The organism is Microbacterium sp. MM2322, assembly GCF_964186585.1.
Taxonomy (GTDB): Bacteria; Actinomycetota; Actinomycetes; order Actinomycetales; family Microbacteriaceae; genus Microbacterium.
On the sequence record NZ_OZ075067.1, the window covers coordinates 1,510,234 to 1,528,579 of the forward strand.

The following is an 18,346-nucleotide window of genomic DNA, read 5'->3' on the forward strand; positions in this document are numbered from 1 at the left end:
TCACGAGAAGGGGGTGCCCAGTCGATGCGCGAACTGCTATGTTTACGCAATCATGTCGCCTCAGCGTAGCACGCGACCGGCTCCTGACGAGGGTGTCGAGGCCGCTTTCGGCGAGCCCGCGGAACGTCGTGGGGGAACGTCGCACGGCGTTCCCACGCAGGCCGATGTCGCCCGTCATGCCGGGGTGTCCGCGCAGACCGTGTCGCGTGTCGTGACGGGGACCGACCGCGTCGACGAACAGACGCGCGAGCGGGTCCAGGCGAGCATGCGCGAGCTCGGTTACCGGCCGAATCGAGCCGCTCGCGCCCTGCGCTCGGCTCGGTATCGCAGCATCGGGGTCGTCATGAGCGACCTCACCTCGTACGGCAGCGTCCGCACGTGGGAGGCGATCTCGCGCGCGGGTGCCGCGTCGGGATATGCCGTCGCGCTCGTGCCGACCGCCCGGTTCGATCGGAGTGCCGTCGCCGAGGCGATCGAACGGGCCCGCGACCAGGCCGTGGACGGGCTCGTCATCGCCATCGGCGACCACCTCTCGGCGGGAGAGGACCTTCCCCTCCCCGATGACCTTCCGGTCGTGGTCGTCGACGCTTCCGCGCTCGAGGATCGCTCGTTCGTCGACACCGATCAGACGATGGGAGCCGGTCAGGCCGTCGAGCACCTTCTCGCCCTCGGCCATCGCACCGTCCACCACGTCGCGGGTCCGGAGCGCTCGTACTCGGCTGTGCGGCGCGAGCAGGGCTGGCGCACCGCTCTCGCCCGGGCCGGCTGCGCCCCGCCGCCGCTCGAACGAGGCGACTGGAGTGCGCAGTCCGGATACGACGCGGGATGCCGCCTGCGGGAGCGTCCCGAGGTGACTGCCGTATTCGCCGCGAACGACCAGATGGCGCTCGGTGTGCTCCGCGCTCTCCACGAGGCGAACATCCCGGTGCCCGTTCGGGTCAGTGTCGTCGGCTTCGACGACATGCCCGAAGCCGCGCAGTTCTGGCCGCCGTTGACCTCCATCCACCAGGAGTTCGACGAGGTCGGGCGGGCCGCGGTCGATGTCCTCCTGGCCGGCCTCGACGACCGCGAGGCCGTCCGACGCCTGCTCGTCCCCACCCGTCTGGTCGTGCGTGACAGCACGGCCCTCGCTCCCCGAAAGGCGAACACATGACATTCCACTCCTCGGACACCGGTGTCCTCTGGCGCGGCGACGGGCAGACCGTCTCGATCGAAGCCTGGGGACGCGGGGTTCGCGTGCGCGCTGCGCTCGGGGCGATCGACGAGGCTCCCGGAGCTCTCGTGGATGTGCCCGACACTCGAGCCGACGTGTCCGTCGAGGGAGCCGTCGCGACTGTCGCGGCCGGCGGGGTCCGGGTAGTGGCCGAGGAGTCGGACTACAACGACTGGTCGGTCGGGTTCCACACGACGCGGCTCCGCCTGCAGGTTCAGGATGCCGACGGGCGCCTCCTGTTCGAGGAGATCACCGACGGTGGCGCCCTCAAGCTCAACGCGCGGGAGTTCCGTCCGACGGAGGGTGGCGATCACCGGTTGCGGCTGAGCCTGGCGACTCCCGCGGGCGAGCACCTCGTGGGCATGGGCCTCTACCAGCAGGATCTCGTCGACCTGAAGGGCACGGTCCTGGAGCTCGCGCACCGGAACTCGCAGACCTCCGTCCCTTTCGTCGTCTCCAGCGCCGGGTACGGATTCCTTTGGAATCTCCCTGCCATCGGACGCGCCGTGTTCGGCGCGAATCGGACCGAATGGGAGGCCGAAAGCGCCACCCAGTTCGACTGGTGGGTCTGCGCTGATCCGCGCCCCGCACAGATCGCGGCCGCCTACGCCGAGGCGACCGGTCACGCGCCGATGATGCCCGAGTACGGTCTCGGCTTCTGGCAGTGCAAGCTCCGGTACTCGACGCAGGAGGAGCTGCTGACCGTTGCGCGCGAGTATCGGCGCCGCGGCATCCCGATCGACGTCATCGTGGCCGACTTCTTCCACTGGCGATGGATGGGGGATTGGCGATTCGAGGCGGAGTTCTGGCCCGACCCTGCGGCGATGACCGCGGAGCTTCGCGAGCTCGGTATCGAGCTCATGGTGTCCGTCTGGCCGCAGGTCGTCCCGGAATCCGACAATTGGGAGGAGCTCCGCGACGGCAACATGCTCGTGCGAACCCGGCGGGGGATCGACGTGCAGTACTACTTCGACGGCCAGTACACCCGCTTTCTCGACGTCACCGAGCCTCGCGCGCGCGACTTCCTCTGGCAGAAGCTCGCCGAGAACTACGGCGCGTACGGCATCACCGCGTTCTGGCTCGACGAGGCCGAGCCCGAGTACGGCGCGTACCACTTCGAGAACTACCGGCTGGCGGCCGGCCCGAGCGCCCAGGTCGCGAACCTGTATCCGCGCGAATTCACGCGGGCGATCGCCGACGGGCTCCGCGCCGACGGCAACGATCAGCCGGTCTCGCTCGTCCGTGCCGCGTGGGCAGGGTCGCAGCGTCACGGCGCACTCGTCTGGTCGGGCGACGTCCACTCCACTTTCGAGGATCTGCGGGCGCAGATCGCCGCGGGGGTCCACATGGGGGCCGCCGGCATCCCGTGGTTCACGACCGACATCGGAGGTTTCGCGGGCGGCGACATCCGCGAGCCCGCCTTCCACGAACTCCTCGTGCGGTGGTTCCAGTTCGGCACCTTCAGCCCGGTCATGCGCCTCCACGGCGACCGGGTGCCCGGCACGCCGATCGTCGATGCCCACGGCGTCACACGGGTCGGGACCGGAGCCGACAACGAGGTGTGGAGTTTCGGGGAGGAGATGGAAGCGCTGCTCGTCGAATACATCCGGCTCCGCGAGGACCTCCGCGATTACACCCGCGAGGCGATGACCGATGCGCACCGCAACGGCGCACCCGTCATGCGCGGGTTGTTCTTCGAGTTCCCCGAGGACGACCTTTCGTGGACCACCCCCGGCCAGTATCTGTTCGGTCCCGACATCCTCGTCGCCCCGGTCACCGATCCCGGCGCCACCCGATGGGACGTCTACCTGCCTGCGGGAGCGGAGTGGACCGACGCTCGGACGGGCGCGACCCACAGCGGCGGACAGACGGTGACCGTCGATGCGCCGCTGGCTTCCATCCCGGTGTTCCACCGCGGCGAACGGGTCGGCGCTGCTCTGGCGCGACTCGCGACCCTGCCCCACGTTTCCCAGCCCTGACCCTCACCCCCACCTCGACGGAGAGCACCGCATGAGCATCATCACCGCGACCAGCCGCGCCCATCGCATCGACCGCCGCATCTACGGACAGTTCGCCGAGCATCTCGGCCGCGGCATCTACGAAGGCCTGTGGGTCGGCGAGCAGGACGAGATCCCCCACAAGAACGGACTCCGCACCGACGCGATCGCGGCGCTGCGCGAGATCAAGGTGCCGGTGGTGCGCTGGCCGGGCGGGTGCTTCGCCGACGAGTACCACTGGCTCGGCGGCGTCGGCCCGGCCGAGGACCGCCGAGCGATGGTCAACACGCACTGGGGCGGCGTCGTCGACCCGAACACCTTCGGCACGCACGAGTACTTCGAGCTCCTCCACCAGCTCGATGCAGAGGCGTACGTCAACGGCAACGTCGGCAGCGGCTCGGTCGCCGAGATGCAGGACTGGGTCGAGTACATGACCCTCGACAAGCACACTCCGATGGCGGAACTCCGCCGCGCGCACGGCCGTGAACAGCCGTGGAAGCTGCAGTTCTTCGGGGTCGGCAACGAGAGCTGGGGATGCGGCGGCAACATGCTCCCACTCCACTACGCGAACCTGTACCGCCAGTACCAGACGTTCGTCCGGGACTACGGTGACAGCCACGTCGCGAAGGTCGCGTGCGGGGCGAACGCCGACGACTACGAGTGGACCGACGTCCTCATGGCGCGTGCCGCCGGCCACATGGACGCGCTCAGCCTGCACTACTACACACTCCCGACGGGCGAGTGGGACGTGAAGGGCGCCGCTCTGTCGTTCGACGACGCCGCCTGGTACGACACGATCCACCGGACTCGGCAGATGGATACGCTGCTCCGCCGGCACGGCGAGATCATGGACCGGCACGACCCCGCCCGTCGGGTGGGACTGTTCGTCGACGAGTGGGGCACCTGGTACGACGTCGAGCAGGGCACAAACCCCGGGTTCCTGTTCCAGCAGAACACGATGCGCGACGCGATCGTCGCCGCCGTGAACTTCCACATCTTCCACCGCCACGCGGCACGCGTGCGGATGACGAACATCGCGCAGATGGTCAACGTGCTGCAGGCGATGCTCCTCACCGACGGGCCGCGGATGCTCAAGACTCCGACGTTCCACGCCTTCGGCATGTACGTCGATCACCAGGATGCGGACTTCGTCGAAACCGTCGACGACGCCGGCCGGTCCGGGGGGCGCGGCGCAGCGCACCTCGATCACACGATCAGCATGAAGGACGACGTCTACACGGTGAGCGCCGTCAACTGGGACCTCGAGACCGAGGCTGAGCTCGTGCTCCGCCTTCCCGAGCGGGTCGCCGAGGTGGTGAGCGCCCGGATGCTGCATGCCGCGGCATCCGCCCACAACACGTTCGACGAACCGGATGCCGTGACCCCGGTCGACTTCACCGGCACCGTCGTGGAGGGGTCGGGCCTCCGGCTCGCACTGCCGCCGCGGAGCATCGTCACGGTGCGCGTGCGAGCGGCCGGGTGACGGAGGTCTCGCCGGCCCGGGGACCCGAGCCGATCGGTCTCGCCGACGTTGCGCTGACGGCGGGGCCGTTCGCGGCGGCCCAGCGGCGCGCCCTGCGGAGTGCGCTGGAACTGGGCCCCGACCGGCTGCTCGCTCCGTTCCGACGCGAGGCAGGTCTCGCAGCGGGAGCCGGGTACGGCGGGTGGGAAGCGGACGGTCTCGACGGGCACACCCTCGGGCACGTCCTGAGCGCTCTCGCCGCCCACGCCGCGACGGGGTCGACTGACGCACGCGAGCGGATGGAACTGCTGATCGCCGCGCTGCGCGAGTGCCAACTCGCTCTCGGGACCGGATACATCGGGGGAGTGCCTAACGGAGTCGCGCTGTGGCAGGAGATCGAGGCCGGTCGCATCGAGGCGCAGACCTTCGACCTCAACGGCCGATGGGTGCCGCTCTACAACCTCCACAAGGTCCTCACCGGCGTCGTCGATGCGGCGGTCTACGCCGGCTCACAGACGGGGCACGCGGTGGCGGCGGACTTCGTGAAGTGGTGGGTGGACACCTTCGCGTGGATCTCCGACGACCAGGTGGAGCGAGTGCTTCGGACGGAGTCGGGCGGGCTCGCGGCATCCTTCGGCCGCTGGGCGGAGTACGCGGGCGATGACGATGCCGCATCCCTGGGGTTCCGCCTCACGGGACGTTCGCTGTGGGAGCCGCTGGCTGCGGGTCGTGACGAGCTCGATGGCCTGCACGCGAACGCGCAGATTCCTCTCGTCGTCGGGTACGCCGTCCTCGCCCGACTCGGCGGTCGGCCCGAGATGGCCGCCGCCGCGAGGACGTTCTGGACCAGCGTCACGCGTCATCGGACGACGGCGATCGGCGGCAACAGCGTGCGCGAGCACTTCCCGCCGCGCGGCGACTGGTCGAGCATGTTCACGGCCAGGGAGGGTCCCGAAACGTGCAACACCGTCAACATGGTGGAGCTCGCGCGCGAGCTGTACCGCCTCGACGGCGGCCTCGAGTATCTGGCCTACATCGAACGCGCGCTGAGCGTGCACCTCTTGTCGGCGCAGCATCCCGATCACGGGGGGATCGTCTATTTCACGTCGCACCGGCCGGGCCATCACCGCGTCTACTCTCGGCGCGAGACGGGCTTCTGGTGCTGCATGGGCACGGGGCTCGAAGCGCCGGCGAGGTTCGCCGCATCGGCGTTCTCATCGGCACCCGACCGCCTCGACGTGAATCTCCTCGTCGGCGCTCGGGCGCGGTGGGACGACGTGGTCGTCGACACCGTGACGGAGCGGCCGTTCGGCGACGACGCGGCGGTCCACCTCGCGGTGCCGACACCCCGGCGGTTCCTTCTCCGAGTTCGTGTGCCGGACGGCGTGCGCCAGGACGCGGCGGTCGCCCGTGTCGACGGCGAGGCGATCCGCCCCTCCGCCGGGTGGTTCGAGATCGACCGCGAGTGGGCGGGACGGACCACGGTGCACCTCGAGTTGCCGCCGGTCCTCCGGACGGAGCGGGCTCCCGACGGTTCCGGCTGGGCCTGGATCGTCGACGGACCGCGCGTGCTCGCGGAACGCCTCGCCGAACCCGTGGTGGACCCGTTCGCCTCGGACGCGCGCATGGGCCACATCGCGCGCGGAGACCTGCTCCCGCTGGCATCCGCGCCGATCCTCACGCCGGGCGACATCCTCGCTGCCGAGCGCGAGGGACGCACCCTCACCCTCCCCGCCACGCCGGTGCGGCGCGAGGTCGTGCTCGAGCCGTTCGCAGCGCTGCACGACGACCGCTACACCCTGTCGTTCCCCTTTGCCGACGACGCGGATGTCGCCCGTCGCCGGTCCGAGCTCGCCGAAGAGGACGCCCGAGCCGACGCCGTCGATGCACGCACTATGGACGTCCTGACCTTCGGCCAGCAGCAGCCCGAGTCGGATCACGCTCTCACCCTCGTGGATTCCGAGTCCGGCTACGACGACGGCGTCCACTGGCGTCGGTTCCGCGCGCCCGCGCGGTTCGTCCTGCAGGACTGGGGTGCCTCGGCATCCGTGCTGCGGGTGAGCTGGCTCGCCGACTCCGCGACGCGGCATCTGACGATCCGTGTCGCGGACGCGGTCGTCGAAGACCGCGCGGTCAAGCCGGGCGACGCCGAAGAACCCACGGTCGACGTCGACCTCTCGGACCTCGCCGACGGGCGGACGGAGTGGGTCGTCACCGTCGGTGGAGGTGCCGAGGGAACCCCGCGTCTCACCGAGACGAGGCTCATGAGCGCGCCGATCGGCTGAGCCCCCGGCTCCCGGCTCAGCCGTCGTACCGCCAGAACGCACACGCGTGCGCGGCGAGAGCGAGATCGATCGCGCCGGAGTCGGGTGCGACCCCGCGGACGGTTGCGGAGCCCGTGCGTCCCGCGCGGATCTCCACCGGCTCACCCGTCCAGACGTCGACGACGTACCCCGGCGCGGCTCCCAGGCCGAGATCGCGGGCGTCGAGTGTCGTCGTGAGTGGCGCGTCAGTGGTGTTGACCGCAGCGACCCAGGTGGTGCCGTCTCCGACGGCGCGCCACAGCACCAGGCCGGACTCGCGGCGGATCTCGCCGCTCCTTTCGGCGCGCGTCAGCAGGTTGGCGAGTGCCGGGTTCTGCAGGAGCGCGATCGTGTCAGGGTTCGTCGAGGGCAGGTCACCACCGAACATGAGCGGTGACCGGGCGATCGTCCACAGCGTGAGAAGGCTCCGTCGCTCGTCGGGTGTGAGCAGGTCATCGCGCGGTTCGCCCCGTTCGCCACGGATTCCGATGTGACCGAGCGGCAGCATGTCGGCATCCGGCCACGCCCCCGCCCGCGCATACGGTGCCCATCGCGCCATCCGGCCCAGGTTGTCGGCCACATCCTCCCACCGGTCCCAGACGTCGTCGCAGATCCGCCACATGCTCGAATGGTCCGCGAGGTGATCGAGGTGGGCAGCCGACAGATCACGACCGGGGGAGAGGCTGAGGACGATCTCGCGGCTCACTGCGGCGACGGCGTCGCTGTAGGCCGTGATGTCGCGCTCCTGATACGGCCAAAGCATGTCGTCGGCCTTGATGAGGTCGACGCCCCATGAGTCATAGAGCTCGACCGTCGACCGGTAGTACGCCCCGGCATCCGGGTGCGCGTGATCGATACCGACGAAGTGCGGGTTCCACTCGCAGTCGTTCGCAGGATCGGCCAGGTCGGCGAGCGGCGTCGACGTGCCGAGCAGCAGCATCCCCTCCGCAAGGGCGCGACGGGGGATGCCGCGCATGACATGCAGACCGAACTTCAACCCGAGTGCGTGGATCTGATCGGCCAGGGGGCGAAAGCCTGCGCCGCCCGCCGCCGACGGGAAACGCACCGGGTCGGGGAGGAGCCGCCCATGCTCGTCAAGATGCAACCGCGCGTCGTCGTTGTATCCGTGCGCGCGGGCGTCGGGATCGGCCCAGTCCGCGTCGACGACGATCGTGTCCCAGCCGGCGTCCCGCAGATGCTCCGCCATGAAACGCGCGTTGGCGAGGACCTCGGCTTCGGTCACCGTGGTGCCGAAACAGTCCCAGCTGTTCCAGCCCATCGGCGGGGTCTGCGGGCGTGCGAGAACCATGGGGCTCCTGTCGTGGTCGTCAGCCCGCGATGGGCTGAGGGGCGGAAGTGGATGCCGCCGGTGCAGCGACCGGCAGCGCAGGAATCGGATCGGTGCGGGGTCTGTTCCGTCGAGCGAGAGCCCGGGAGTCGAGGTGGTTCTCGAACGCGAGCACGGCCATCCCCGTTGCGACGCTGTTCACGCGGACCGGTGACACCCCGAGATCGAGGCGCGCGGCGGTCAGCTCCGGAGCGCGCTCCGCGAGGGCCGCTCGCGCCGCCGGCAGCAGGGCATCGCCGAGTGCCCATGCCGTCCAGCCCGTCAGAGTCAGCACCTCGGGATTCAGCACGGCGACGATGTCGGAGAGCGCGATACCGAGGTACCGCGCCGTCCGGGCGAGTGTTTCCGCCACGGCGGGGTCCCCGACGGCGTCGCGGAGGCCCTGCACGAACTCCCGCTGGTGCAGCTGCAACAGGGCGTGTTCGGGATCCACGTCCCCGAGGGTATGACGGATGCCGGGCACCCCGACGTACGCCTCGACGCACCCCTGACGGCCACAGCGACAGGCCCGCCCGTCGAGCTCGAGGACGGTGTGGCCCCACTCGCCCGCACTGCGGGTCGCGCCTCGCAGCACGCGTCCCTCGACGATGATGCCGGCGCCCACGCCCGTTCCGAGGTTCACGACGACCGCCGTCGAACGTCCGCGCGCGGCACCGAACCAGATCTCGGAGTGCCCGACGGCCTGCAGCGGGTTCGCCGTGACGAGGGGGTCGGGAAGGAGCGGACGCACCCGATCCTCGAGTTCGCGGATGTGCGCAGCCCACTCCGGCGTCGAAGCGGCCCCCCTCAGATCGGTCGAGACGAGTCCGGGGAGGCCGAGCCCCGCACCGAGCAGGTCGCTCGCGGGGCGCCCGCCGCGTTCGATCGCCTGTGCGACGGCGCTGAGCAGCGCCTCGGCGATGCGGTCGATGGACTGCCATTCCTCGTCGACGTCGACGTTGGCCGCCCCGATCTCGGTGATGGCCGCGTCGAAGACGACAGCGCGGATGTAGGTCTCGGCGACGTCGATTCCGAGGAAGGAGCCGCCCCGGCCATCGATGCGGAGCACCGTCGTCGGCCGCCCGGAGCCGGCGTTGTCGGTCCCGGCATCCGTGATCAGTCCTGCCTCCCGCAATTCCGCGACGAGGTTCGACACGGTCGCCGCGCTCAGCCCGGTCGCCTGCGCCAACTCGGTGCGCGTGGCGGTGCCGCCGACCACGAGGGCGCGGACGATCTCACGGCGCGAGGCGTCGCGGATCTCACTCGAAGATCGTGTGCGATTCATGAGAGTCGTCGGTCGTCGAGCCGAACGAGGCTCAGGACCCCCCGAGACCTGTCTCCGCCACACCGCGCAGCAGCCAGCGCTGCAGCAGGATGAAGACGAGCAGGACCGGGATCGAAGCGAGGAAGCCAGCGGCGAACAGCCCGGTGTAGTCGAAGGTCTGCGCCGTGATGAACGACGACAGGTACACCTGGACCGTCAGAGCACCGAACCCCGTGCCGGCCACGACGAGGGGCCAGAGGAACGCATTCCACGCACCGAGAAACCCGAGCACCGTCAACGCTGCCGCGAAGGCGAGCGAGTTGGGGAGGACGACGCGCACGAAGGTGCCGATGTACCCGAGTCCATCGAGCTTGCCGGCTTCTTCCAGCTCCTTGGGGAAAGAGATGAAGAACTGCCGGAAGAGGAACACGTTGAACGCCGTGAAGAGCGTCGGGATGACGATGCCCTGCAGGCTTTCGGTCCAGCCCAGCCACGACACGATGAGGTAGTTCGGCAGGAACGTGGTCGCGCTCGGGATGAGCAGCATCGTCACAGTCAAGCCGAGGAGCGGCTTCGACGCGCGGTTCGGGATGCGGGCGAGCCCGTAGCCGGCGAGGGCGCCGATGATGATCTGGCCGACGGTCATCGACACGGCCATGATCGCCGAGGTGACGAGCGACTGTCCGAAGCGCTCATCGGCGAAGATCTCCGCGAACTTGCCCCAGTTGGGGTTGGACGGCCACCACACGAAGGTCTTCGAGGTGACGTCCTCCGGCTGCGAGACCGCCGTCTTGACCATCACGTACAGCGGCAGGAGGAAGAGGAGCGCGAGCACCACGAGCACCGCGTATCGGAACGTCAGTTCGACGCGCTTGCGGACGGGGTTTCCGACGACACTCATGAGGCACGTCCCTTCCGGGCACCGCGACGCGGCACCTTCGTCTCGTCAGCGGCACCGAATCCGAAGAAGCGCGATTGCAGCAGGGCGACGAGCACGACGATCGCCGTGACGACGAACGCACCTGCGGAGCCCTTGCCGTAGTCGAGTTGCTGGAACGAGAGGTTGTAGATGTACAGCAGTGGCGGGCGGACCGAGGGAATCGTTCGCACGAGGTTGTAGAACTCGTCGAACGCCTGGAAGGCGGCCACCAGCAGGAGGAGCATCACGGCCGCCGTCGTGGGACGGAGCTGGGGCCAGGTGATCGCGAAGAATCGGCGGGGTCCTCGTGACAATCCGTCGATCGCAGCCGCTTCGTACAGGGTCTCGGGGATCCGCTGGAGGCCGGCGATGAACAGCAGCATGTAGAACCCGACCTGCAGCCACAGGCGGACGCTCACGATGACCACCCAGTAGTACGGCGACTGCGTCAGCCAGGCATCCACCGTCGGCAGCCCGAGGGAGGAGAGCACCGAGTTGGCGACGGAGGAGGTCGACCCACTGAAGATGCCGAGCTTCCAGATCAAGGACGCGATGACGTACGAGAATGCCGTCGGCAGGAAGAAGACCGACCGGAAGAAGGCGCGGGCGACGGGGAGATTCGCCACGAGCATCGCCAGGGCCAGCGAAACCACGAGGGTGGTCGGCACCACGAGGACCGCGAACACGGTGAACGACAGGAGCGACGACAAGAAGCTCGGGTCGGTCAGCAGCGAGACGTAGTTGTCGAATCCGACGAAGTCGGTCGGCGTGATGGTCGCGACGGCGCGGGTGAAGCTGAGGTAGAAGCCCCAGAACAGCGCGATGATGCTGAAGATCAGCAGGCCGATGAAGAACGGGCTGACGAAGAGCCAGAAGGCAGTCCGAGTGCCCCGGATCGGACGCTTGCGTCGCGGCACGGACGGCGGGGGAGTGGGCCGGTGGCCCGGGTCTGAGACCCGAGCCACCGGTGTGTTGAGCTGAGTCACTGGAGTGCGTCCAGCATGCCCTGCATCGTGGACTGAGCCGCCGCCAGCTCGGACTTGGCGTCCGCGCCTTCGACGACGATGCGGTTGACCGCGTCGGTGAGCGCGGTACTCATCGCCGGCGTGTAGTACGGGCCGCCGGTCCAGCCGTACTCGGTGGTGAGGTCGACGATGTCCTTCGCGATGCCGTCACCGAGGCTCTTGGCCTGCTCGCGCGCGGACTTCAGCGGCGGGATGTGGAATCCGTACTTGGTGCTGAACTCGATCTGCCAGTCTGTGTCGTCGATCCACTGCTTCTTGGCGATCTCCTTCGCCTTCTCGATCTTGCCCGACTTGCCGGCCACCATCTCGTTCCACTGCGAGACGCCCACGATGGGCTGTCCACCCTCGAGCGCCGGAACCGCGAACGCGCCGACGTCGTCGCCGAGCGCCTTCTTGAGGGCGGGGATCGCCCACAGACCCTGCCAGCTGATCGCGACATCACCGGCGATGAAGGACGTCGGGTCCCACCAGTCCGTCGGTGCACCCATCAGGAGCGAGCCCGAGTCGTAGAGGTCGTGCGCCGAGGTCAGGGCATCGGCGAGCTGGGGCGAGTCGAGCGAGACCTTGGTGTTCTCGTCGTTGATGATGCCGCCGGGAGCTGCCGGCGGCAGATTGGCGGCGAGGATGCCCGCGCCACCGTCGTTGCCGAGGAACAGGCCCTTGTGGTCGGCGTTCGTGAGCTTCTTGGCCGCCTCGACGAGCTCGTCCCACGTCTGGGGGACCTCGATGCCGGCCTCCTTGAACATGGAGGGCCGGTAGACGAAGAGCTGGGCATCGGTGATCATCGGGATGCCGTAGTACTTGCCGTCGATCGTGACCGGCTTGAGGGCGATCGGGAGGATGTCGTCTTTCACCGGCTCGACGATGTCCGTGAGATCTGCGTACTGCCCCTGTCGGGCTGCCTCGACGTTGATCGCGTTGTACTCGAACAGGTCGACACCGCGGCCCGAGGCCAGCAGTGCATTGACGCGCTGGGCATAGTCGCCCTCGACCCACTGCAGGTCGATCTTCGGGTCCTTCTGCTCATCGGCCCAACGGTTGACCGCATCCTGGACACCGGCTTCGCCGTACTGGTGGTAGAACTGCGTGATCGGGCCGTCTGCACCCCCGCCCGCGCCGCTCGAGCATCCGGAGATCAACAGCGCCGATGCGCTGAGGAGTGCTGCTGTGACTGCGAGCTTGCGTCGCTTGGGTGATGTCATCCTTCTCGCCTCTCTGCGGGATGGTGACGGCGATACGGGTGTCTGATCGGTCCGCCGTCGCACCGATCGCCCTTAATCTAACGGTTAAAAGAAGGAGTGGTCTACCCCCGATATCAAACCGTGTTCTGTCTGGCAGGATTTCAGGCATGCGATCGCGCGTGACGAGGCGGACGCAGGGGAGAGGGCACTGTGGTCGGAAAGAGGTCGTCGCGCGACATCCGGAGCGAGTCGCGTCTGGACGTTCTTCATGGCCTGCTGTCCGCCGGAACGTCGACGCGCAACCAGCTGGCGCAGACCACCGGATTGAGCGTCGCGACCGTCGCCACGATCGTGCAAGAACTCCGAGGCGAGGGCCTCGTGGTGGATGCCGGCAGCTCGACTCTCGGCGCCGGGCGGCCGACGACGATGCTCCGCGTGAACGGGGAGCGCGGGCGGATCCTCGGCATCGATGTCGCCGAGACCTACGTCCGGGCGATCGTCTTCGACGCGAGCCTCGAAGAGGTCGGTTCGGTCGAGGTTCCCATGGACGAATCGCTGCCGTCGGCGAGCAGTGTGACCGAGAGCATCGTGCGCGCTGTCGAGACCGCACTGCGCGAGACGGCGATCGACCGCGAGCGAGTCCTGGGCGCCGGCATCGCACTTCCCGGCCTGATCAGCGCCGAAGAATCAGCGGATGCCGTCGCCCCCCGCTGGGCAGCGCGCAACGTCGAGGTCCTTCGTCAACTGCGTCAGCGCATCGGACTGCCCCTGGTGGTCGAGAACCCGCTCAAGGCGATCGCGACGGCCGAGCTGTGGTTCGGCCGCGGGCGCACCGCATCGTCGATGGTGATCGCGAACCTCGGGACAGGCGTCGGCGCGGGCATCGTGCTGGAGGGCAAGATCCTCCGCGGCGCGACGCACAGCGCAGGGGAGTGGGGGCATGCCGTCCTCGTGCTCGACGGCCGTGCGTGCCGGTGTGGCCGCCAGGGATGCGTCGAGGCCTACGTCGGAGCCCCCGGCATCCAGTTGACCCTGCGGCAACTCGCACCGGACCACGAACTGGCCGATGCTCCGCAGCGCGAGTTCATCGAAGGTCTCGCCCGTGCGCACCGGCGAACAGGGGGAGACGTCGTCGCCGACGAAGTCCTCACGCGCACCGCACACTATCTGGGGGCCGCGCTGGGCGACCTTGCGTCGATCATCGATCCCGAAGTGCTGATGCTGACGGGCTGGACGGCGTGGGCGCTCGGCGACGATCTCGTGGAGCCGACGAAGCGGGAGCTGCAGCGGCGCGCTCCCATCGGTGCCACGACGCCTATCGACCTGGGGGTGTCGACTGTGCGGGGCAGTTCGGTCGCGATCGGTATGGCAACGCTCGCGTTCGAGCGGTTCCTCGGCGACGTCGGGCTCTCGACGACGCGCCTGCCGCTCGCGCTCTGAGGGCCGCCTCGAACGAGAGGTCGCCCAGCACCTCCGCTCGGCTGGGCCCGAAGACAGGGGAATACTCATCGCACCACGTGGAAGAGCGCTGCGACCCCGAGACCGCCACCGACGGATGCCGCGGCCACCCCGTAAGTACTTGACGGCGCTCCGCCCCGGACGAGACGGCTGAACAGGCGAACAACGGCGACGGCCCCGCTCGCGCCCCACGGATGACCGTAGGCAAGAGCTCCGCCGCCGGCGCACACACGTGAATCGTCTTCGCCGATGTGCAGCAGGTCAAGAACTGCCAGGCTCTGCACCGCGAAGGCCTCGACGATCTCGAAAGCATCGACATCCTTCGTTTCCAGCCCTCTGGCTGACAACACCTCCTGTACCGCAGCCGCGGCGCCGACACCCGGGATGGCGGGGTCGCAACCGACTATGGCGGTAGCGCGCACTGCCAGCCCTGGGCCCTGTCCTGGGGGAACGAGGAGAACTGTTGCCGCACCGTCGCTGATGCGGGCGGTGTTGCCCGCGGTGACCGTTCCGCCTGGGAACACCGGCGGTAGGCGCTCACGCACTGTGTCGGCCACTCCGATGGCATCGTCCTCCACGGACCCGAGGACCGAGACGATCTCACTGTCGAAGCCGCCGGAGGCGCGGAGTGCTCGCGCACGCGCGTGACTTCGGGCGGCGTGAGCATCTTGACGACGACGTGAGATGCCGCGGTGGATCGCGAGGTCCTCCGCCGCCTGGACCATGTCGGGATCCGCGAAACCCCTGGGCGCGAACGGCGCCCGCGCGTAGGGTCTGCCGTCAGTGCTGCGGGTAGGGGCCGTGGACGCGCTCTCGACGCCACCGGCGATGCGCGCGCGTTCATCGCCAGCTCGGATAGCGGCGGCCGCATCCGCGATCGCCGCCAGGCCGCTCCCGCACTGACGATCCACCGTCCCCCCGGGGACACTGAATCCGAGGCCTGCGCCGAGGGCGGCGATGCGGCCGAGGTTGCCCCCTGGGCCCATGCAGTTGCCGAGGAGGACATCCGCCATCTCGATCTCCGCTGTTGCGACGCGTCGCGCATCGCGCAGTGTCTGCCGTACGACCGGAGCAGCAAGTTCTCCGGCGGTGGCTCCTGCCAGTGCGCGCCCTCGGGTCCCGATGTGCGAGCGGCGGGCGGCGATGATGACGGGGTCACGGTCGATTCGGGTCAAAGCGGGGCACCTCCCCGGCGAGCATTCGGCGTTCCGCTTCAGCCCGCGCGATCTTGCCGGAGGCGGTGCGCGGCAACGGGCCGGCAAACCAGCGGCGGGGGCGGTGGGATGGTGCAAGGTGGCGCGTCAGGTCGTGTAGGTCGGGCCGGTCTGGTCCGGCGAGCTCGACGTAGGCCGACAGGAGTGCTCCGAGAGACGGGTGAGGAATTCCGCACACGAACGCGTCGCGCACACCGGGCGCTGCTCGAAGTGTGGTTTCGACATCTTCGGGTATCACGGTGGCAGACGCAGTCAGGATCGCGCCGTCGCGGCGTCCGCGAATCTGAAGCGTCCCGTCCGAGATGCGAGCCCTGTCTCCCACCGTCGCCCAATCGTCTCGTAGCCGCAGCGGGCCCGGTTCGCCCAGGTACCCGATAGCGATGTACGGAGAACTCACCCACAGCTCCTCGTCTCGGACGTCCAGCCTCACCTCGGGAAATGCGTGAAGACCGGAGCCTTCGTCGGTGGCGACAAAGGAAAGCTCCGCCGCACCGTAGTACTCGATGACGCGCACGCCGGCAGCTTCCGCGCGAGACCTCAGGGCGAAATCCAGCGATGACCCGCCGATGAGCGCGACCCGCAGATTCGCTGGCAAGCCGGCATCCAAAACTGCTCGCAGCGCGTGCGGTGTTCCGTGCATACACGTCGCTCGCTCTGCCATCGGGGAGCCGATCGCTGCGAGACCTAAGAGGGGTCGGGGGCCGTCTTCGAGGGCATGAGCAAGCGAGAAGAGGGTCAACGACGAGGAGGGAGGGCCGGGAAGGAGGATGTGATCGTCGTGCCCGGCTTTCAACATCTCGGAAACCGCAGCGAACGAATCGGCCCAAGAGCTCGCCGTTCGAATGACGACGCGAGGGTTCCCGCTGGATCCTGAGGTGGTTGTGGCCCACGCGACGTCCGCGGGGAGCTCCGAGGAAAGGAACGCGTCACCCGCAACGCCGTCGGGAAGCCAGTCCCAGCGGGGATCGGTGACAAGCGGTACCTGTCCGGCCGCGCGCACGGCGCGCAGCTGTTCGAGAATCTTCGGGCTGTCGGCGCGTATCGGCGTGATCACTGGGGCGTGAGGCTTTCTGACTCAGACGCGGGATCGCTTCTCCGCGTTTCGCTGGTGAACATCACCCTCCTGAACACCGTTCAAGAGGACGACGTTCACTGTAGCGTTCTCGTGGCCGACTGTGGGAACGCGGACCGACTGCTCGCACCACGATGTGTCCGCCTCCGACTGCTAGCCTGTGGCCCATGGAACGTTCCCGGCCGTCATGGAATGGACTTGTCGTTTTCGACCTGGGTGAGGTTCTTGCCACCCCGATAGACCTATATGGGCGGCTCGCCGTTGTTCTCTCCGTCGACGAGGAGCTCGTGCGGAACGCCTACTGGGTGGACCGCGATGCTCATGATCGCGGCTCGTCCGTCGAGGACTACTGGGCCGGCGTGGCAACTCGAGTGGGAGCCCAGCCGCGAGCGGAGATCAGCAAGCAGCTGGCCGAGATCGACGCATCGGCCTGGGCGACGATTCGAGCCGATGCAGAGTCCGTTCTCGCTGACGTGAAGGCTGCAGGATCGCGGATTGCGATCCTGTCCAACGCCCCTCATCCGATGGCGGCAGCTGCGCGGGCGAGTGGCTGGGGACAGTACATCGACCATTGGTTCTTCTCGTGCGAGCTTGAGGTTGCCAAGCCGGACCTTCGCGTCTACGAAATCGTCACTGAGCGCGTCGGCGTTGCGCCACGCAGCATTCTCTTCTTCGATGATCGGCAAGTGAACGTCGAGGGTGCGTCGGCGTCGGGATGGGACGCGCGTCTGTGGACGTCCGGGGAACGCACGCGCGAGGTCCTGCTCGATCTCGGTATCTTGTGACGTAATGGACAATGATCAGGTGCCCTCGAGTCATGCCCGCCGAGGCGGAAGGGCTAAGGCGCCCACGATCAAAGACATCGCCGTCGAAGCCGGTGTATCCAAATCGGCTGTATCACGAGCCCTTCTCGGTCAAGGGGAGGTGAGCGATGCAACCCGTGAGCGAGTCCAGGCCGCCGCTACGCGTCTGGGTTACGTCGCCAACGCGATGGCAGCCGGCCTCCGTGCTCGGACGAAAACGGTGGGAGTCGTGCTGCGCGACATCAACCGCCCGTACTACAGTCACCTCCTCTCTGCGCTGCAGGCGCAGGCGGAAGTCCGCGGATATCGCCTCGTGGCCATGACCAGCGCGGGAGAACTCGACGTAGCCAACGCCATCAGCGCAGTCAGATCGCTTGTGTCTTTGCAAGTTGATGGTGTCATCCTGGCGTCAGCTCAGCTGGACTCCGAATTGATCAAACCATTCGCCGAGCGTGTGCCGATGGTCGTGGCGGGGCGCATGGAGTTGGGATCCGTCCCGAGCGTATTCGGCGATGAGACGCACGGCGGTCGACGACTGGCTGAGTTCCTGCTCGGCGCGGGCCACCGACACATTGCAGTGGGGCTGGTCGACAGGGCGTACTCGATGTCACAGCATCTGAGCGGACAAGCCATGATCGATCAGATACGCGACGGCGGCGGCACCCCCGTCGTCTTCGAGATCGAAAACGACTGGCGGATGGTTGATGTTGTCGAGCCGATCTTGGGGGACAGGAGCATTACAGCGGTCATGTGTCCCACAGACGCATCCATGTTGAACGTGCTCGGATCTCTACAGGATCGCAACGTGCGGTGCCCGGAGCACTTGTCGATAACCGGCTACGGCGGGATCGGCGAGCTTGCGAGCGCCCACCTCGGATTCACGACGTATCGGCAGCCGGTCGATCACATCGGGGTGAATGCGATCAATCTCCTCGTCGATGCGATTGAGAGCGATCAGGATCTCGAGAAGACTCCTGAACACAGGACGGTGCACGGAGAATTCGTCACGGGGCGAACTGTGCGACTGCTTGCGGACGAAGTGATTTAAGGTCTCAAAGACTCATGGCCAGGATCTGACCGCAACGGGCAGATCCTGGCCATAAGCTTG

Annotated in this window: 14 protein-coding genes; 7 read left to right on the plus strand and 7 right to left on the minus strand. The window is 68.1% G+C overall.

The window, feature by feature from the left end; all coding sequences use genetic code 11:
• Positions 1-52: 52 nt before the first annotated feature.
• Genes ABQ271_RS07375 through ABQ271_RS07390 form a run of 4 tightly spaced genes read left to right on the plus strand, consistent with a single transcriptional unit; the run spans position 53 to position 6,957 of the window.
• Positions 53-1,153, plus strand: coding sequence for a substrate-binding domain-containing protein (locus tag ABQ271_RS07375; RefSeq protein WP_349310815.1), 1,101 nt, complete (start codon positions 53-55; stop codon positions 1,151-1,153).
• Positions 1,150-3,192, plus strand: coding sequence for a TIM-barrel domain-containing protein (locus ABQ271_RS07380; RefSeq protein WP_349310816.1), 2,043 nt, complete (start codon positions 1,150-1,152; stop codon positions 3,190-3,192). The genes ABQ271_RS07375 and ABQ271_RS07380 overlap by 4 nt, the downstream gene beginning before the upstream one ends.
• Positions 3,193-3,223: 31 nt before the next feature.
• On the plus strand, positions 3,224-4,693 hold the full coding sequence (locus ABQ271_RS07385) for an alpha-L-arabinofuranosidase C-terminal domain-containing protein (RefSeq protein WP_349310817.1): 1,470 nt from the start codon (positions 3,224-3,226) through the stop codon (positions 4,691-4,693).
• Entirely contained in the window at positions 4,690-6,957 is a 2,268-nt protein-coding gene (locus tag ABQ271_RS07390; RefSeq protein ID WP_349310818.1) for a beta-L-arabinofuranosidase domain-containing protein, read from the plus strand. The genes ABQ271_RS07385 and ABQ271_RS07390 overlap by 4 nt, the downstream gene beginning before the upstream one ends.
• Before the next feature lie 16 nt (positions 6,958-6,973).
• Here ABQ271_RS07390 and ABQ271_RS07395 read toward each other — a convergent pair whose 3' ends face one another.
• The 5 genes from ABQ271_RS07395 to ABQ271_RS07415 all read right to left on the minus strand — a co-directional run bounded on the left by ABQ271_RS07395 (position 6,974) and on the right by ABQ271_RS07415 (position 12,712).
• Positions 6,974-8,284, minus strand: a complete 1,311-nt coding sequence (locus ABQ271_RS07395; protein ID WP_349310819.1) for a glycoside hydrolase family 27 protein — start codon at positions 8,282-8,284, stop codon at positions 6,974-6,976.
• Between the two features lie 19 nt (positions 8,285-8,303).
• Positions 8,304-9,587 (minus strand): ROK family transcriptional regulator, encoded by a 1,284-nt coding sequence (locus ABQ271_RS07400; RefSeq protein ID WP_349310820.1) that lies wholly within the window; start codon positions 9,585-9,587, stop codon positions 8,304-8,306.
• Between the two features lie 31 nt (positions 9,588-9,618).
• The gene (locus ABQ271_RS07405; RefSeq protein ID WP_349310821.1) at positions 9,619-10,467 is read right to left on the minus strand and encodes a carbohydrate ABC transporter permease; all 849 of its coding nucleotides are present in this window, start codon (positions 10,465-10,467) and stop codon (positions 9,619-9,621) included.
• Entirely contained in the window at positions 10,464-11,402 is a 939-nt protein-coding gene (locus ABQ271_RS07410; protein ID WP_349310822.1) for a sugar ABC transporter permease, read from the minus strand. The genes ABQ271_RS07405 and ABQ271_RS07410 overlap by 4 nt, the downstream gene beginning before the upstream one ends.
• A 65-nt stretch (positions 11,403-11,467) precedes the next feature.
• Positions 11,468-12,712, minus strand: a complete 1,245-nt coding sequence (locus ABQ271_RS07415; RefSeq protein ID WP_349310823.1) for an extracellular solute-binding protein — start codon at positions 12,710-12,712, stop codon at positions 11,468-11,470.
• A gap of 189 nt (positions 12,713-12,901) precedes the next feature.
• Between ABQ271_RS07415 and ABQ271_RS07420 the strand changes: the two genes are divergently transcribed.
• Positions 12,902-14,131 (plus strand): ROK family protein, encoded by a 1,230-nt coding sequence (locus ABQ271_RS07420; RefSeq protein WP_349310824.1) that lies wholly within the window; start codon positions 12,902-12,904, stop codon positions 14,129-14,131.
• Between the two features lie 65 nt (positions 14,132-14,196).
• Here the strand turns inward: ABQ271_RS07420 and ABQ271_RS07425 are convergent, their stop codons facing one another.
• Together ABQ271_RS07425 and ABQ271_RS07430 are read right to left on the minus strand one after the other, a co-directional pair.
• Complete coding sequence (locus ABQ271_RS07425; RefSeq protein WP_349310825.1) at positions 14,197-15,324, minus strand: thiolase family protein; 1,128 nt, start codon at positions 15,322-15,324, stop codon at positions 14,197-14,199.
• Positions 15,305-16,417: a fatty acid--CoA ligase family protein gene (locus ABQ271_RS07430; protein ID WP_349310826.1), complete on the minus strand. Its 1,113-nt coding sequence runs from the start codon at positions 16,415-16,417 to the stop codon at positions 15,305-15,307. The genes ABQ271_RS07425 and ABQ271_RS07430 overlap by 20 nt, the downstream gene beginning before the upstream one ends.
• A 185-nt stretch (positions 16,418-16,602) precedes the next feature.
• On the opposite strand from ABQ271_RS07430, the gene ABQ271_RS07435 reads away from it, so the two are divergent.
• Positions 16,603-17,220, plus strand: a complete 618-nt coding sequence (locus ABQ271_RS07435) for an HAD family phosphatase (protein ID WP_349310827.1) — start codon at positions 16,603-16,605, stop codon at positions 17,218-17,220.
• A gap of 205 nt (positions 17,221-17,425) precedes the next feature.
• On the plus strand, positions 17,426-18,286 hold the full coding sequence (locus ABQ271_RS07440) for a LacI family DNA-binding transcriptional regulator (protein ID WP_349310871.1): 861 nt from the start codon (positions 17,426-17,428) through the stop codon (positions 18,284-18,286).
• The last annotated feature ends 60 nt before the right edge of the window (positions 18,287-18,346 follow it).

Coding starts and splice junctions, on each gene's coding strand:
- ABQ271_RS07375 (WP_349310815.1), top strand. CDS start 53: ATGTCGCCTCAGCGTAGCACGCGACCGGCTCCTGACGAGGGTGTCGAG.
- ABQ271_RS07380 (WP_349310816.1), top strand. CDS start 1,150: ATGACATTCCACTCCTCGGACACCGGTGTCCTCTGGCGCGGCGACGGG.
- ABQ271_RS07385 (WP_349310817.1), top strand. CDS start 3,224: ATGAGCATCATCACCGCGACCAGCCGCGCCCATCGCATCGACCGCCGC.
- ABQ271_RS07395 (WP_349310819.1), bottom strand. CDS start 8,284: ATGGTTCTCGCACGCCCGCAGACCCCGCCGATGGGCTGGAACAGCTGG.
- ABQ271_RS07400 (WP_349310820.1), bottom strand. CDS start 9,587: ATGAATCGCACACGATCTTCGAGTGAGATCCGCGACGCCTCGCGCCGT.
- ABQ271_RS07405 (WP_349310821.1), bottom strand. CDS start 10,467: ATGAGTGTCGTCGGAAACCCCGTCCGCAAGCGCGTCGAACTGACGTTC.
- ABQ271_RS07415 (WP_349310823.1), bottom strand. CDS start 12,712: ATGACATCACCCAAGCGACGCAAGCTCGCAGTCACAGCAGCACTCCTC.
- ABQ271_RS07435 (WP_349310827.1), top strand. CDS start 16,603: ATGGAACGTTCCCGGCCGTCATGGAATGGACTTGTCGTTTTCGACCTG.
- ABQ271_RS07440 (WP_349310871.1), top strand. CDS start 17,426: ATGGCAGCCGGCCTCCGTGCTCGGACGAAAACGGTGGGAGTCGTGCTG.